The organism is Pseudoxanthomonas sp. F11, from assembly GCF_037046485.1.
Taxonomy (GTDB): domain Bacteria; phylum Pseudomonadota; class Gammaproteobacteria; order Xanthomonadales; family Xanthomonadaceae; genus Pseudoxanthomonas_A.
Map to the genome: position 1 here is coordinate 763214 of NZ_JBANLZ010000001.1, position 14409 is coordinate 777622.

Sequence of the window (14409 nt, forward strand, 5' to 3'; positions counted from 1 at the left end):
CCGCCCGGTTCACACGTAGTGCGTGGGGTCCGGCACGCCGGCGTCGGCGAAGCCGGCGGCGCGCAGGCGGCAGGCATCGCAGTGCCCGCAGGCGCGTCCCTGGTCGTCGGCCTGGTAGCAGGACACCGTCTGCGAGAAATCGACGCCCAAGCGCATGCCTTCGCGCACGATGTCGGCCTTGCTCAGGCGCAGCAGCGGCGCATGGATGCGCAGGCCAGCCCCTTCCACCCCCGCCTTGGTGGCGAGGTTGGCGAGCTTCTCGAACGCCTCGATGAATTCCGGCCGGCAATCCGGATAGCCCGAGTAGTCCACCGCGTTGACGCCGCAGAAGATGTCGCTGGCGCCCAGCACCTCGGCCCAGCCCAGCGCGACGGACAGCATGATGGTGTTGCGCGCGGGCACGTAGGTCACCGGGATACCGGGGCCGCCGGCCTCGGGCACATCGATGTCGTCGGTCAGCGCCGAGCCGCCGATGCTGCGCAGGTCCACGTGCACGGTCTTGTGCGCCACGGCGCCCAGGGACTGCGCCACGCGCGCAGCGGCGTCGAGCTCGGAGGTGTGCCGCTGGCCGTAGCGCACGCTGAGCGCATGCACGGCGAAGCCCTGCGCGCGGGCGATGGCGACGACGACGGCGGAGTCCATGCCTCCGGAAAGTAGGACGACGGCGTTTTTCATGTGCGGGATTCGGGAGTGGGGATTCGGGATTGGCAACGGCGGAACAGGATGTGCTTTAACGTTGTGGCGACCGGTCGCTCGGTGGGTCCTCGTGGGAAGCGCGTGCTGTCGGACTCACGAATCCCGAATCCCGAATCCCGAATGCCCAATCCCCGCCCTCAACGCCCCGGCTCGTCGTTCCACAGCAGCTTGTGCAGCTGCATCTGGAAGCGTACCGGCAGGCGGTCGGCGACGATCCAGTCCGCCAGGTCGCGCGGATCGAGTTCGCTCTTGCTGGGCGAGAACAGCACGTCGCAGCGCTCAGCCAGCCGGTGCTCGGCCACCATGGCGCGCGCCCATTCGTAGTCCCCGCGGCCGCACAGGACGAATTTCACCTGGTCGCGCGCGGTGAGTAGCGGAATGTTCTCCAGCCGGTTGCGGGCCATCTCCCTCGAGCCGGGCGTCTTCAAGTCGACCACGCGCGAGACGCGCGGATCCACGCCGGCGATGTCGATGGCGCCCGAGGTTTCCAGCGACACGTCGAAGCCCGCATCGCACAGCTTCTGCAGCAGCGACAGGCAGCGCTTCTGCGAGAGCGGTTCGCCGCCGGTCACGCAGACATGCCGCACACCCTGGCGCGCGACTTCGGCCACGATGTCGTCGATCTCCCGCCATTGCCCGCCGTGGAAGGCGTAGGCGGTGTCGCAGTACTGGCAGCGCAGGGGGCAGCCGGTCAGGCGCACGAACACGGTGGGCCAGCCGACGGCATTGGCCTCTCCCTGCAGGGACAGGAAGATTTCGGTGATCTTGAGGCGTTCCAGCGGGGACTGGACGATCTCGCTGGGGCGGGCGGCGTCGTTCATGGGGTGCGCATGATACGCCCTGCGTGCCCGGCGGGCCGCGTGGGTGCCCGGACGCGATGGCTCAGCGCAGGCGGCCCAGCTGGATCGCGCGCAGGCGATCGTCGGCGGTACGGGCGACGTCGGTGCCGGGGTACTTCGCGACGACCTCGGCCAGCGTGCGCTCGGCTTCGGGCAGTTTGCCCAGCCCGTAGTCGCACAAGCCCAGTTTCAACAGGGCGCCGGCAGCCTTGTCGTGCGTGGGGTACTGGGCCAGCAGCGCACGGAACTGGTCCGCCGCCAGCGCGTAATTCTGGGTGACGTAGTAACTCTCGCCCAGCCAGTACAGCGCGTTGGGTGCGTAGACGCCCGAGGGGTACAACTGGAGAAAGCTGCTGAACAACTGCGCGGCGTCGGCGTAATCGCCGGCCTTGAGCTTGTCGAAGGCGACGTTGTACGCGGTGCGTTCGTCGCCGGCCGCGGACATCGCGCCCAGGTCGCCATGCACGCTGGGCGGGCGTTCGGTGGTGGCGGGGGCAACGGCAGGCGCCGGCGCAGTGGCCGGCCCGGATGTCGGTGTGCTGCTCAGCGGAGGCGCCGCCACAGGCGCGGGAGTGACCGGCGCAGCGCCGCCTTCCAGGCGGTTGAGACGGCCGTCCAGGTCCAGGTACTGGTCCCGGTTGCGCTGCTTGAGCTGTTCGTTCTCGTTCTGCAGCTGTTCCAGCTGGGCCCGCAGCTCGCGCAGTTCCGTTTCCTGCTGGGTGACGCGGTTGAGCAGGTCGAGATTCTGCTGGGGATTGTTGGCTTTGGCCTCCAGCGCCGCGACGCGGTCGGCCAGGCTGACGCGCTGGGCATGGGCGGGAGCGGCGGCCACCAGGGCCGCCGCGAGAACCAGCATGTACTTCTTGGCGATCATCGTGACGACGACGGCTTACTTGGCCGTGTAGACGATCTCGACGCGACGGTTCTGCGACCAGCAGGACTCGTCGGACTGGGTGCACACCGGGCGCTCTTCGCCGTAGCTGACCACGGTCAGCTGGCTGGCCGAACCGCCGGCAGCCTGCAGGGCCGAATTGACGGCATTGCCGCGGCGCTCGCCCAGACCCAGGTTGTACTCGCGGCTGCCGCGCTCGTCGGCGTGGCCTTCCAGCGAGATGCGCGAGGACGGACGGTCGCGCAGGTACTTGGCGTGGCAGCCCATGATGGCCTGGAACTCCGGCTTCAGGGCGTCCTGGTCCAGGTCGAAGTACACCACGCGCTGGCGCAGGCAGGCGTCGGTGTCCAGGTCGTTCGGGCCGTACACGCCCGAGGTGGTCGGCGCGGTCGGGGTGGTCGGCGCGGTAGTAGTGGTATCGGCCGGCGCTTCCGGCTTGACGGCCTTCTTGCAACCTGCCAGCACGGCAACGGACATCAGGGACAGCATCAGCACACGGGTGGTGTTGTTCATGGTCATTCCTTGCGTCATGGGGAACGGGGGATCGAAGTTACATTGTAGACATAAACTTAACGGGCGGTCCGGTAAGGCGACCACGCCGGTTCGCGCACATCGGCATTGGCCACGACCAGACGCTGGCGTACGCGCGCATCGGCCGAGACGGCATACAGCACGCCCCGCCCGCCCTCGCGCGCGGCATACAGCACCATGCTGGCATTGGGGGCGAAGCTGGGCGATTCGTCCAGCGAGCCCGGCGACAGCGACGACCAGCGCGCACTGCCCAGGCTGCTGTCCATCAGGGCGATGCGGTAGTTGTTGCCCGCGCCCTGCACGACGGCGATCTTCTTGCCGTCGAAGGACACGGTGGCGGTGGCGTTGTACGTGCCCTCAAACGTCACCCGGCTGGCGCTGCCGCCTGCCGCCGGGACGCGGTAGATCTGCGGGCGACCGCCGCGGTCGGAGGTGAAGTAGATCGTGCCGCCGTCCGCGCTCCACACCGGCTCGGTGTCGATGGCGGAGGTGTTGGTCAGCTGGCGCAGCGAACGGCTGCCCAGGTCCATCACGTAGATCTCGGGATTCCCGCTGCGCGACAGGGTCAACGCCAACTGGCGGCCGTCCGGCGAGAACGCGGGGGCGCCGTTGATGCCGCGGAAGCTGGCCACCTTCTCGCGCGCGCCAGTGGAGATGTCCTGGATATAGATGGCCGAGTTGCCGCTTTCGAAGCTGACGTAGGCCAGCCTGCGGCCGTCCGGGCTCCACGACGGCGACAGCAGCGGCTCGGCCGAGCGCACCACGGTCTGCGGGTTATAGCCGTCCGAATCGGCCACCATCAGCGCATAGCGCGTGGCCTTGCCGGTGCCGGCGGCGGTCACGTAGGCGATGCGTGTCCAGAACGCGCCACGCACACCCAGGATCTTTTCGTAGATGGCGTCGGCCATCTGGTGGGCCACGTCACGCATGGCGCTGGCGCGGGCAGTCATCGCCAGGCCGAGCATGCGCTCCTGCTTGGCCACGTCGAACAGTTCGTACTCCACCCGGTAGCTGCCGTCGCCGGCATCGGCCACGCGACCGACCACCAGGTAGTCCTGACGCAGGGCGCGCCAGGTCGGGTACTGGATCTCGCCGCCCCGCGTCGGGCGCTCGGTGATGCTGGCCACCGGCAGGGTCCGGAACGCCCCGGAACGCTCCAGGTCGGCACGCACCACCGCCGCCACATCGGTGGCCGGCGCGGCGGCCGTGCCCTGGTAGGGCATGGGCACCACGGTGATGGGCAGGGCGGAGGCGTTGCCGCCGATGATGTCGATTTCCAGACCCTGCTGCTGGGCGGAAGCCAGCGCGGGCAGGAGCGTGAAGAGGACGAGGGCGAACCAGCGCAGCGGTTTGATCATGGGCACGGCAACTCTGCGGTTGGGCGGGGCGGCACAGGGATACCAGCCCCCGCGTGAACGTTTTAACAATTGTGAACGAGGATCGCGAAAACGCCGCGTGAAGTCAGCGATCCCGAGCCTCGAAGTTGAGCGTCAGGGTACGCGCGAACACCGATTCGTAGCCCCGGTACGGCAGCGGCTGGGCCTTCAGCACCGCGCGCTCCACCGAATCCTGGCCCGCCGCGTCCATCGCGCACCCGGGCTGGACCTTGGCGCTCATCACCTCGCCGCCCGGCAGCTGGGTGATCACCACCCGGCAGCGGGTGCCGACCGGCACCGACTCGGGACGGGTCCACTGCCTCAACACCGCCTCCTGGATGGCCGCCGCATAACGACCCCGCAGGTCCGCATCGGTGCCGCCGCTTCCGGCCGGAGCCGCGGGCTGGCTGTATTGCGACTGGTTGGCCGACGAAGCCGCCTGCCGCGCACGCGCGTCGGCCAGCTGGCGCAGCTTCTGCTCGGCCAGCTGCGCCTCGCGGGCGGCCTGGGCACGCTGCCGGCGGATTTCCTCCAACCGCTTCTTGTCGGCTTCGGCCTTCTGCTGCGCCTCGGCGGCGATGCGCTTCTGCCGGTCCTCTTCCTGCTGCGCGGCCAGGCGGCGCTGCTGCTCGGCCTGCTCCTGGCGCTTGCGCTCGGTCAGATCGATCTGTTCCTGGCGGCGCTTGGCTTCCTGCTCCTGACGGGCCTTTTCCTGCGAGATCGCCTCCAGCCTCGCCTCGTCCTGTTCGGTCGTATCGGGAACGGGAATGCGCTCCTGCGCCTCGGCCTGGCGTTCGACCGGCGCATCCTGCGGGGACGGCTCGGGAATCGGCTGCGGCGGCGGCACCGTATCTTCCGGCGCCGGCTCCGGTACAGGCTCGGGCAACGGCGCAGGCGTGAAGTCGAGCGCGCGTTCGACGGCGCGCTGGTCGGCAGCGGACGCGTCCAGCGTGGCCTCCATCGTCGGCGCACCGGCCGCATTGAGGCGATCGCGGTCCCAGGTCAGCAGCGGCGACACGATCAGCAGCACGGCCAGCAGCAGGTGCAGGCCGACCGCCCAGGCGATCGCCCGGCCCAGCCCTTCGTCGCGTTGGGCCGGATGGCGCGGGGCGACTTCAGCGTGCATTGCCACCCGCGTTGGTCATCAGGCTGACATTGCTGACCTTGGCGCGACGGAGCACGTCCATCGCATCCAGCACCTTCTGGTAGGGCGCCGAACCTTCGGCCGCCACCATGATGCGCAACTCGTTGCCCTGCTCGCCCCGGATCGCGGCGACCTTGGCCTCCAGTCCAGCAGCGTCCAGCACTTCAGGCTGCTTGGCTTCCGGCAGCTTCAGGCCGAAGCGGCCGTCCGGATAGGCGATGACGATGATGGGCTCGTTGCGGGTCTCGACCGCCTTCGCGCTCGACGACGGCAGCTTCACGTCCACGCTCAACGTGAGCAGCGGCGCGGTCACCATGAAGATGATCAGCAGCACCAGCATCACGTCGATGTACGGCACGACGTTGATCTCGGACTTCAGCTTGCGGCGCTTGCGATGGAAGATGCTTCCGGCCATGGGGCGCTCCGCTTACTCGCCCGAACTCTGGCGCTGCAGGATCGAACTGAATTCCTCGGCGAAGCTCTCGTAGCGCACCGACAGGCGCTCGACGCGGGTGGTGAAACGGTTGTAGGCCCACACCGCCGGAATGGCGACGAACAGGCCGATCGCGGTGGCGAACAACGCCTCGGAGATGCCGGGCGCCACGGCGGCGATGCCCGCCTGTTCGCCGCTGTTGAGCATGTCGTGCATGGTGACCATGATGCCGAATACGGTGCCTACCAGGCCCACGTAAGGCGCGGTCGAGCCGATGTTGGCCAGCAGTTCCAGGTTGCGTTCCAACTGGTCGACCTCGCGCGTGTAGGTCACGCGCATCGCGCGCTGCGCGCCTTCCAGCTGCGCGCGTCCGTCCAGGCCGCGCTTGTCGCGCAGGCGGGTGAACTCGCGGAAGCCGGCTTCGAAGATCGCCTCGAGCCCGGTGACCACGCGATTGCGGTCGGCGGCACCGGCGTAGAGCTTGTGCAGTTCGGCGCCGGACCAGAACCGGCCTTCGAACTCGTCGGCGTCGCGGTTGGCGGTCTTGAACACCCGCGCCTTGCGGAAAATGATGATCCAGCTGATCAGCGAGCCGGCCAGCAGCAGCAGCACGATCAGCTTCACCGGCAGGCTGGCCTTGAGCATCAGGTCGATGTAGTTGATCCCGCTGTGCACGGTCTCGGCCGTGGCCTGGGCGGCGGCGGCGGCGGTTTCCGGCGGCAGCGCCTCCACCACGGTGTCCTGGAAGGCCAGCAGCGTTGCGATCATCCGTCGTTCCTCGATTCTCGTGTTGTCTTGCGTGTCGGGTTAAAGCGGCGGGCCCGGGGTCTCGAGCCGGCGGAACTCTTCGTACAACGTCTCGGGCAGCGCAACGGGTCTGAACCCGGACGCGCTGAGCGCCGCGACCTTCACCTCGGCGGTGAGCAGCACCTCACCGCCGCGCTCGATCGTCTGGGCGAACACCAAGCTGGCCCGCTTGCACTGGTGGATGCGCGCGCTGACCTGCAGCAGATCGTCCAGCCGGGCGGGGCGCAGGAAATCCAGGCGCATCGCGCGGACGGCGAACACCAGGTCGTGGGTCTGGCGCAGCTGCTCCTGAGCGTACCCGCGGGCCCGCAACCACTCGGTGCGGGTCCGCTCCAAGAAAGCGACGTACTGCGCGTGGTACACCACGCCACCGGCGTCGGTATCTTCCCAATAGACGCGTGTCGGAAAGATGAACGGAGCCGCATCCACGGCGATCGTCTTCGAATCAGTCGTCAAAGCATGCGCTCCCGCACGGCATGGTGCATACCAACCTGAAACCAGTGGCGCTCAGAAGAGTTCGCCTGGCGCGTCGCTCGCGTCCGGCACCCTGCCCTTCGGCGTCAGCCCCAGGTGCAGGTAGGCCTTGCGGGTGGCCATGCGACCCCGGGCGGTACGGATCAGGAAGCCCTGCTGGATCAGGTAGGGTTCGATGACGTCTTCCAGCGTGCCGCGCTCCTCGCTGAGCGCGGCGGCGAGCGATTCCACACCGACCGGCCCGCCATCGAAGCTGTCGATGATGGTGCGCAGCATGCGGCGGTCGAGTTCGTCGAAACCTTCCGGGTCCACTTTCAGCATCTGCATGGCCGCGCGCGCCACGTCCACGTCGATGTGGCCGTTGGCCTTGACCTGCGCGTAGTCGCGCACGCGCCGCAGCAGGCGGTTGGCGATGCGCGGCGTGCCGCGCGCGCGACGGGCGACCTCGGCCGCGCCCTCCGGCACGCAGTCCATGCCCAGGATGCGCGCCGAACGCTGCACGATGCGGGTGAGCTCCTCGGGCGAATAGAATTCGAGCCGCTGCACGATGCCGAAACGGTCGCGCAGCGGCGCGGTCAGCAGGCCGGCGCGCGTGGTGGCGCCGATCAGCGTGAACGGCGGCAGGTCCAGCTTGATCGAACGGGCCGCCGGCCCCTCGCCGATCATGATGTCGATCTGGAAGTCCTCCATCGCCGGATACAGCACCTCCTCGACCACGGGCGAGAGACGGTGGATCTCGTCGACGAACAACACATCGTGCGGCTGCAGGTTGGTCAGCAGCGCGGCCAGGTCGCCGGCCTTCTCGATCACCGGACCGGAGGTGACGCGCAGGTTCACGCCCAGCTCGTTGGCGATGACATGACTCAGCGTGGTCTTGCCCAAGCCGGGCGGCCCGAAGATCAGCACATGGTCCAGCGCCTCGCCGCGTCCTTTCGCCGCCTGGATGTAAATGTCCAGCTGCTCGCGCACCGGCTTCTGGCCCAGGTACTCGTCCAGCCGCCTGGGCCGGATGCTGGCCTCGATGGCGTCGTCTTCGCGGGTGGCGGAGGAATCGATGAGGCGGTCGGCGGTCATGCGGCTATGGTAGAGCAGGAGTGGGCGGAGAGGAGCGAGAAGTGAGCAGGATCACCCTCCTCGCTTCTCGCCGCTCGGCACCCACTGCTAGATCTCGACCTGCGCGCCCAGTTCCACCAGGCGGTTGCCCGGAATGCGGAAGAACCCCGTCGCCGGCGCGGCGTTGCGGTGCATGGCCGCGAACAGCTTGTCTCGCCAGAACGGCATGCCGCCCTGGCGCCGCGCCACGATCGTCTCGCGACTGGCGAAGTAGGTGGTCTCCATCGGATCGAAGTACACGCCGCCCTGGTCGCAGGAGCTCATCAGCGCCTGCGGCACGTCCGGCGTCTCGGCGAAGCCGTAGCTGATCACCACGCGATAGAAGTCGTCGCCGATGGGCTCGATCTTCAGCCGCTTCTTCTTCGGCGCGTACGGCACCGTCAAGGTTTCCACCGTCAGGAACACGTTGCGTTCGTGCAGCACCTTGTTGTGCTTCAGGTTGTGCAGCAGCGCGTGCGGCACCACGCCCTTGTCGGCGGTCAGGAAGATCGCGGTACCCGGCACGCGCACCGGCGGGGCCAGCATCAGGCCGGGCAGGAAGGTATCCAGGCGGATGCCGTCCTTCTGGACCTCGCCATGCAGCAGTTCGCGGCCGCGCCGCCAGGTGCGCATCATGGTGAAGGCGGTGATGCCGATGAACAGCGGCACCCACGCGCCGATGCCGGTGACCAGCTTCGCGCCGTTGGCGAACAGGAAGGCCAGGTCGATCACCAGGAACACGCCGCACAACGGCAGCACCCAGCGGCGGGAATCGGGCCAGCGCGTGTACGCGACGATCGCCAGCAACAGGGTGTCGATCAGCATGGTGCCGGTGACCGACAGGCCGTAGGCCGTGGCCAGCGCGCCCGAGCTCTGGAAGCTCAGCACCAGCACCACCACCGCCAGGTACAGCATCAGGTTGACCGACGGCACGTAGATCTGGCCGATCGTGTCCTTGGAGGTGTACTTGATGTGCAGGCGCGGCAGGTAACCCAGCTGGATGGCCTGGCGGGTCACCGAGAACGCGCCGGTGATGACGGCCTGCGAGGCCACCGCCGCCGCCGTGGTGGCCAGCACCAGCATCGGGATCTGCGCCCAGTCCGGGATGGACATGTAGAACGGGTTGGCCACCGCCTCGGGATGGCGCAGCAGCACGGCGCCCTGGCCGTAGTAGTTCAGCACCAGCGCCGGCAGCACGAAACCGAACCAGCCCCAGCGGATGGGCTGCTTGCCGAAGTGCCCCATGTCGGCGTACAGCGCCTCGCCGCCGGTGACGGTCAGCACCACCGCACCCAGGATCAGCACCGCGTGCCAGTCGTGGGTGACGAAGAAATGCCAGGCCCAATAGGGGTTGAGGGCCGCGAGCACCGACGGGTTGTGGGCGATGTTGTAGATGCCGAAGCCGGCCAGCACGATGAACCAGGTGATCATCACCGGGCCGAACGCCTTGCCCACCTTGGCAGTGCCGAAGCGCTGGAACGCGAACAGGCCGGTCAGGATCACCAGGCTGATCGGCACCACCCATCGGGTGAAGACCGGCGACACCACCTCCAGGCCTTCCACCGCACCCAGCACGGTGATGGGCGGGGTGATCATGCCGTCGCCGAAGAACAGCGCCGCGCCGAAGATGCCGAGGATGCCCACTGTGTAGTTCAGCCGCGAGCCCTTGGTCAGGCTGCGCTGCGCCAGCGCGGTCAGCGCCATGATGCCGCCCTCGCCGTCGTTGTCGGCGCGCATGATCACGATGACGTACTTCAACGTCACCACCAGCAGCAGCGACCAGAAACCCAGCGACAGCAGCCCGCGGACCGTGTCCGCATCCGGCGTCAGGCCGAAGTGCGGATGGAACATTTCCTTGATGGTGTACAGCGGGCTGGTGCCGATGTCGCCGAACACCACGCCGACGGCGCCCGCCACCAGGGCGACCATGCCGGCCTTCGAATGGCCGTGCTGTCCGGCGTCGTGGGGAGATGTGGGGGTGGACATGGCGGCCGGAAGGGTAGCGCTGTGGAAGTGAAGGGGTGCTCTAGGCGACGGTCAACGCAGCGCCGACTGCAGCGCCTTGCGGATGATCGTCGCGGCCTCGTCGCCTGGCGCAGTGGCGTCGCGCGCCATGCGGCTGGCTTCGGCCGGCTTGTAGCCCAGCTGCTGCAGGGCGATGGTCGCCTCGGACTGCGGATCGGCCGGCAAGGCACTGATGCCGCCCACGCCGGTGCCGATCAGGTCGGCCGCGCGGTCGCGCAGCTCCACCACCATGCGTTCGGCGGTCTTCTTGCCGATGCCGGGGATGCGCGTCAGCGCGGCGATGTCGCCCGCCTGCACCATGCGCGCGAATTCGTCCACGCTGGCACCGGACAGCACGGCCAACGCGATCTTCGCGCCGACGCCGCTGACCTTCTGCACGTCGCGGAACAGCCGGCGCTCGCCCTCGCGCAAGAAGCCGTACAGCGCCACGCTGTCCTCTTTCTGCGCATAGTGGGTGAACAGCAGCACTTCGCGACCCACGTCGGGCAGGTCGTAGTGCGTGCTCATCGGCGCTTCCAGTTCGTAGCCCACGCCGCCCACGTCGATCACCAGCCACGGGGGCGACTTGTACGCCAGGATGCCGCGAAGACGTCCGATCATTTCCTGCTCCAGGCCAGTTGCGAACTCACCCCCAGCCGTTTGGCCGTGGCGCGTACGTGCGCATGGGTGATGGCGACGGCCAGCGCATCGGCGGCATCGGCCTGCAGTTTGCCGTGCAGGTTGAGCATGATGCCGACCATGTGCTGGATCTGGGTCTTCTCGGCGTTGCCGCGCCCGACGACGGCCAGCTTCACTTCCTTGGCCGCGTACTCGTGCACGGGCAGGTCGCGCAGCACCACGGCGCTGATGGCGGCGCCGCGCGCCTGCCCCAGCTTGAGGGCCGAATCGGGATTGCGCGCCATGAACACCTTCTCGATGGCGACCTCGTCCGGCTGCCAGGTGGCGATGATGGCGGCCAGGCCGTCCAGCAGCACGCGCAGCCGCTGGGGGAAATCCTCCGCCCCCAACAGCACCAGCGGCGCGTGGTGGACATGGCTCACCCTGCCCGCGCCGTCGACATCGATGATGCCGATGCCGGTGCGCTGGGAGCCGGGGTCGATGCCGAGGATGCGGGTCATTGGAGCCGGGATTGGGGATTCAGAATTCGGGATTCGACGCCGGCGGAGGCAGGACGGGGTATCGCGTGGCCGGGAAAGCACTCTTGCGAATCCCGAGTCCCGAATCCCGAATCCCGGCCGTCAGGCATACGCATCCGCGCCCAGCTCGGCGTTGGAATAGACGTCCTGGACATCGTCCAGGTCTTCCAGCATGTCCAGCAGCTTCTTCACCTGCAGCGCGGTGTCGCCCTGCACGCTGATGTCGTTGTCGGCACGGAAGGTGATCTCGGCGTGATCCGGCTTCAGGCCGGCGGCTTCCATCGCGTCCTTCACGCCCTGGAAGGCCTCCGGCGCGGTGACCACGTCGATCGAGCCGTCATCGGGGTACACCACAATGTCGTCGGCGCCGGCTTCGATGGCGGCTTCGGTGATCTTTTCTTCGTCCGCGCCCGGCGCATAGCTCAGCACGCCCAGGCGCTTGAACATGAAAGCCACCGAGCCCTCGGTGCCCATGTTGCCGCCGCACTTGCTGAAGGCATGGCGCACATCGGCCACGGTGCGCACGCGGTTGTCGGTCAGGCAGTCGACGATCACGGCCACGCCACCGGGCGCATAGCCCTCGTAGCGCACTTCCTCGTAGACCACGCCCTCCAGTTCGCCGGTGGCCTTCTTGATGGCGCGCTCGATCACGTCCTTGGACATGTTCGCCGCCAGCCCCTTGTCCACCGCCACCCGCAGCCGCGGGTTGTTGGCAGGATCGCCGCCGCCGGCACGGGCCGCCACGCCGATCTCGCGGATGATCTTGGTGAAGATCTTGCCGCGCTTGGCGTCGGTGGCGTTCTTGCGGGCTTCGATGGACGGGCCTCTACCCATGGTGACTTCCGGAGTGCTCTGACAAGGGCGCGGATTATACGCGCCCCCCGCCCGCGTCACGGCCCGCTGTCGAAGCGGCCCTCGCGCAGGAAATGCGCCGCCTGGCGCGCCGCGTCGGCGGAGAACACCAGCCCGGTGTGGCTGGCCGGCACCACGCAGTGCGCGGCCAGCCCCGGCAGCCGGGTTTCTTCCAGCGCGACCGTGCCATCGGAGTCGCCCTCGAACCGGGTGATCAGGCGGCCGATGCCCCGCGCCACGTTGCCCGCCACCATCCCGACCGGCACCGTGCCCTCCCAGGGAGGGCAGCCGGCCTGCAGCAGGCCGCCGCTGCGACCCAGCACGGGCGCGGTCCACGCCCGCCGTCCCAGGTCACGCGCGGCACCGCTGCCGCACAGCGGCGAGCCCAGGCAGACCATGCGCTGCACCGGCAGGCCAGGCGCGCGGCGCAGCGCCTCAAGGCCAATCAGTCCGCCCAGGCTGTGCCCCACCAGATGGACGGGCGGCCCGCCCTGCAGACGCGCGATCAACGCGGCAATGGCGGGCTCCGCCCCCCCGAGGATGCTGGGGTAGCCGAAGGTTTCCACTTCGAAGCCTTCGTGCCGCAACCGCCGTGCCAGCGGTGTGAGCCAGGATTTCGCATTCCAGATGCCATGCACCAGCAGCACGTGTGGCATCGAGGGGGGCTGTGCGGTCATGGCCGGAAGTGTGGTGGAAGCCTAAGCGGGCCGCCAGCCCGTTCAGTGCGTCGCATGGGCGCGCTTCCATTCGCGTGGCGACAGCCCGCTGTGCGCCTTGAACGCGCGCGACAGCGCGGCCTCGCTGCCATAGCCCACGTCCGATGCGACCACCTTCAGTGGCTTGCCGTGGCGCAGCGCCTGCTGCGCCAGGCCGACGCGCCAGCCCTGCAGGTACTGGCCGGGCGTGATGCCGAGCGACTCGCGGAAGGTCGACGCGAACACCGTGCGCGACATGCCCGCCACGCGCGCCAGATCCTCCAGCGTCCAGTCCTTCGCCGGCGCCTCGTGCATGGCGACGATCGCATTGCGCAGGCGCGGATGGGAAAGCCCGGCCAGCATGCCGCCCTTCACCTCGCCGGTTTCCATCAGCTGGCGCAACACTTGGATCATCACCACCTCGAACAGGCGGTTCACCAGCGCGGTGCGTCCGCAGCGCTGGGTGAAGGCCTCCTCGAACAGCAGCGCCAGCACGTCCCCGGCGCCATGGATGCCCGACAGGGGCAGGCAGACCGCGTCGGGCAACGCCGCACAGATCGGATTCTGGTCGCCGCCCTCGAACCGCAACGTCGCGCAGGTCATGTCGGCACCGCGCACCGGGTCGCTGATGAAGCGGTGCGTCAGCGCGCGCGGAAAAAGCAGCAGGCTGGGCTCGTCGATGCGCAGCGAGGTCGCGCCATAGACCACCTCCAGCGGCCCCTGCCGGATCAGGTGCAGCTGACCCAGGCCCATGTCGGCCTCCAGCGTGTTGATGCCGCACAGCGCACCGGCATTGAACACCTGTGCGCTCACCGAGAACCGGTCCAGGAGGACAGCCAGCCGATCGACCATGTCGGAACTCCAGATCAAGTTTTCAGGATTCTATATCACCCTTCGTACCAACGTGGCGCGCAAAGTACACCTCACCGGACGGCCACCCGCCCCGGACCACTCCTCTCTCCAAGGAAACCGCCATGTCCATCGAAAAAATCCTCTACACCGCCACCGCCACCGCCTCGGGCGGCCGCGAAGGCCAGGCCACCTCGTCCGACGGCGTGCTCGACGTCAAGCTGACCACCCCGCGCGAGCTGGGCGGCGCCGGCGGCGACGGCACCAACCCGGAACAGCTGTTCGCCGCGGGTTATTCGGCCTGCTTCCTGGGCGCGCTGAAGTTCGTCGCCGGCAAGCAGAAGGTCGCCCTGCCCGCCTCGACCACCGTCACTGGCAAGGTCGGCATCGGCCAGATCCCCACCGGCTTCGGCATCCAGGCCGAACTGACCATCGCCGCTCCCGGCGTTGCCCGCGAGCAGTTGCAGACCCTGGTCGACGCCGCCCACATCGTCTGCCCGTACTCCAACGCCACGCGCGGCAACATCGACGTGACGCTGGTGCTGGCCGACTGACCCCTCCTCCTGCA

At 68.4% G+C, this 14409-nt stretch carries 17 protein-coding genes; 1 reads left to right on the forward strand and 16 read right to left on the reverse strand.

Going from position 1 to position 14409, the window contains the following annotated elements; translation table 11 throughout:
• Nucleotides 1–9 precede the first annotated feature (9 nt).
• The 16 genes from queC to V8246_RS03885 form a co-directional block, all read right to left on the reverse strand.
• Complete coding sequence (queC, locus tag V8246_RS03810; RefSeq protein ID WP_336187969.1) at nucleotides 10–675, reverse strand: 7-cyano-7-deazaguanine synthase QueC; 666 nt, start codon at nucleotides 673–675, stop codon at nucleotides 10–12.
• Nucleotides 676–833: 158 nt separating this feature from the next.
• The gene (queE, locus tag V8246_RS03815) at nucleotides 834–1517 is read right to left on the reverse strand and encodes a 7-carboxy-7-deazaguanine synthase QueE (protein WP_336187970.1); all 684 of its coding nucleotides are present in this window, start codon (nucleotides 1515–1517) and stop codon (nucleotides 834–836) included.
• A 61-nt stretch (nucleotides 1518–1578) separates the two neighbouring features.
• On the reverse strand, nucleotides 1579–2409 hold the full coding sequence (gene ybgF / locus V8246_RS03820; RefSeq protein WP_336187971.1) for a tol-pal system protein YbgF: 831 nt from the start codon (nucleotides 2407–2409) through the stop codon (nucleotides 1579–1581).
• Between the two features lie 15 nt (nucleotides 2410–2424).
• Nucleotides 2425–2940, reverse strand: coding sequence for a peptidoglycan-associated lipoprotein Pal (gene pal, locus V8246_RS03825; RefSeq protein WP_336187972.1), 516 nt, complete (start codon nucleotides 2938–2940; stop codon nucleotides 2425–2427).
• A 56-nt stretch (nucleotides 2941–2996) separates the two neighbouring features.
• Nucleotides 2997–4316 (reverse strand): Tol-Pal system beta propeller repeat protein TolB, encoded by a 1320-nt coding sequence (gene tolB / locus V8246_RS03830; protein ID WP_336187973.1) that lies wholly within the window; start codon nucleotides 4314–4316, stop codon nucleotides 2997–2999.
• Nucleotides 4317–4419: 103 nt separating this feature from the next.
• Nucleotides 4420–5460 (reverse strand): cell envelope integrity protein TolA, encoded by a 1041-nt coding sequence (gene tolA, locus V8246_RS03835; RefSeq protein WP_336187974.1) that lies wholly within the window; start codon nucleotides 5458–5460, stop codon nucleotides 4420–4422.
• Nucleotides 5450–5893: an ExbD/TolR family protein gene (locus V8246_RS03840; protein WP_162110840.1), complete on the reverse strand. Its 444-nt coding sequence runs from the start codon at nucleotides 5891–5893 to the stop codon at nucleotides 5450–5452. Before V8246_RS03840 ends, tolA begins: the two co-directional genes overlap by 11 nt.
• A gap of 12 nt (nucleotides 5894–5905) precedes the next feature.
• Nucleotides 5906–6679, reverse strand: coding sequence for a protein TolQ (tolQ, locus tag V8246_RS03845; RefSeq protein ID WP_093487632.1), 774 nt, complete (start codon nucleotides 6677–6679; stop codon nucleotides 5906–5908).
• A gap of 39 nt (nucleotides 6680–6718) precedes the next feature.
• The gene (gene ybgC, locus V8246_RS03850; protein ID WP_336187975.1) at nucleotides 6719–7174 is read right to left on the reverse strand and encodes a tol-pal system-associated acyl-CoA thioesterase; all 456 of its coding nucleotides are present in this window, start codon (nucleotides 7172–7174) and stop codon (nucleotides 6719–6721) included.
• 51 nt (nucleotides 7175–7225) lie between these two features.
• Nucleotides 7226–8266: a Holliday junction branch migration DNA helicase RuvB gene (gene ruvB / locus V8246_RS03855; protein ID WP_336187976.1), complete on the reverse strand. Its 1041-nt coding sequence runs from the start codon at nucleotides 8264–8266 to the stop codon at nucleotides 7226–7228.
• Nucleotides 8267–8353: 87 nt separating this feature from the next.
• A complete protein-coding gene (locus V8246_RS03860) occupies nucleotides 8354–10213 on the reverse strand; it encodes a potassium transporter Kup (RefSeq protein ID WP_336188326.1) in 1860 nt (619 codons plus the stop codon).
• A 108-nt stretch (nucleotides 10214–10321) separates the two neighbouring features.
• Complete coding sequence (gene ruvA, locus V8246_RS03865; RefSeq protein ID WP_336187977.1) at nucleotides 10322–10909, reverse strand: Holliday junction branch migration protein RuvA; 588 nt, start codon at nucleotides 10907–10909, stop codon at nucleotides 10322–10324.
• Nucleotides 10906–11427, reverse strand: coding sequence for a crossover junction endodeoxyribonuclease RuvC (gene ruvC, locus V8246_RS03870; protein ID WP_336187978.1), 522 nt, complete (start codon nucleotides 11425–11427; stop codon nucleotides 10906–10908). Before ruvC ends, ruvA begins: the two co-directional genes overlap by 4 nt.
• Nucleotides 11428–11547: 120 nt before the next feature.
• Nucleotides 11548–12279 carry a YebC/PmpR family DNA-binding transcriptional regulator gene (locus tag V8246_RS03875; protein ID WP_187574431.1) on the reverse strand — a complete coding sequence of 244 codons (732 nt, stop codon included), beginning with the start codon at nucleotides 12277–12279 and terminating at the stop codon, nucleotides 11548–11550.
• A 56-nt stretch (nucleotides 12280–12335) separates the two neighbouring features.
• Nucleotides 12336–12974, reverse strand: a complete 639-nt coding sequence (locus tag V8246_RS03880; RefSeq protein WP_336187979.1) for an alpha/beta fold hydrolase — start codon at nucleotides 12972–12974, stop codon at nucleotides 12336–12338.
• A gap of 42 nt (nucleotides 12975–13016) precedes the next feature.
• Nucleotides 13017–13844: an AraC family transcriptional regulator gene (locus V8246_RS03885; RefSeq protein ID WP_287758034.1), complete on the reverse strand. Its 828-nt coding sequence runs from the start codon at nucleotides 13842–13844 to the stop codon at nucleotides 13017–13019.
• Nucleotides 13845–13966: 122 nt separating this feature from the next.
• Between V8246_RS03885 and V8246_RS03890 the strand changes: the two genes are divergently transcribed.
• The gene (locus V8246_RS03890; protein ID WP_336187980.1) at nucleotides 13967–14395 is read left to right on the forward strand and encodes an organic hydroperoxide resistance protein; all 429 of its coding nucleotides are present in this window, start codon (nucleotides 13967–13969) and stop codon (nucleotides 14393–14395) included.
• Nucleotides 14396–14409: the final 14 nt, after the last annotated feature.

Excerpts from the sequence above, each read along its gene's own strand:
- V8246_RS03885 (WP_287758034.1), bottom strand. The coding sequence starts at position 13,844 with ATGGTCGATCGGCTGGCTGTCCTCCTGGACCGGTTCTCGGTGAGCGCA.
- queE (WP_336187970.1), bottom strand. The coding sequence starts at position 1,517 with ATGAACGACGCCGCCCGCCCCAGCGAGATCGTCCAGTCCCCGCTGGAA.
- V8246_RS03860 (WP_336188326.1), bottom strand. The coding sequence starts at position 10,213 with ATGGTCGCCCTGGTGGCGGGCGCCGTCGGCGTGGTGTTCGGCGACATC.
- V8246_RS03875 (WP_187574431.1), bottom strand. The coding sequence starts at position 12,279 with ATGGGTAGAGGCCCGTCCATCGAAGCCCGCAAGAACGCCACCGACGCC.
- ybgF (WP_336187971.1), bottom strand. The coding sequence starts at position 2,409 with ATGATCGCCAAGAAGTACATGCTGGTTCTCGCGGCGGCCCTGGTGGCC.
- tolQ (WP_093487632.1), bottom strand. The coding sequence starts at position 6,679 with ATGATCGCAACGCTGCTGGCCTTCCAGGACACCGTGGTGGAGGCGCTG.
- ruvA (WP_336187977.1), bottom strand. The coding sequence starts at position 10,909 with ATGATCGGACGTCTTCGCGGCATCCTGGCGTACAAGTCGCCCCCGTGG.
- tolA (WP_336187974.1), bottom strand. The coding sequence starts at position 5,460 with ATGCACGCTGAAGTCGCCCCGCGCCATCCGGCCCAACGCGACGAAGGG.
- V8246_RS03840 (WP_162110840.1), bottom strand. The coding sequence starts at position 5,893 with ATGGCCGGAAGCATCTTCCATCGCAAGCGCCGCAAGCTGAAGTCCGAG.
- queC (WP_336187969.1), bottom strand. The coding sequence starts at position 675 with ATGAAAAACGCCGTCGTCCTACTTTCCGGAGGCATGGACTCCGCCGTC.
- ruvB (WP_336187976.1), bottom strand. The coding sequence starts at position 8,266 with ATGACCGCCGACCGCCTCATCGATTCCTCCGCCACCCGCGAAGACGAC.
- tolB (WP_336187973.1), bottom strand. The coding sequence starts at position 4,316 with ATGATCAAACCGCTGCGCTGGTTCGCCCTCGTCCTCTTCACGCTCCTG.
- V8246_RS03880 (WP_336187979.1), bottom strand. The coding sequence starts at position 12,974 with ATGACCGCACAGCCCCCCTCGATGCCACACGTGCTGCTGGTGCATGGC.
- ruvC (WP_336187978.1), bottom strand. The coding sequence starts at position 11,427 with ATGACCCGCATCCTCGGCATCGACCCCGGCTCCCAGCGCACCGGCATC.
- pal (WP_336187972.1), bottom strand. The coding sequence starts at position 2,940 with ATGAACAACACCACCCGTGTGCTGATGCTGTCCCTGATGTCCGTTGCC.
- V8246_RS03890 (WP_336187980.1), top strand. The coding sequence starts at position 13,967 with ATGTCCATCGAAAAAATCCTCTACACCGCCACCGCCACCGCCTCGGGC.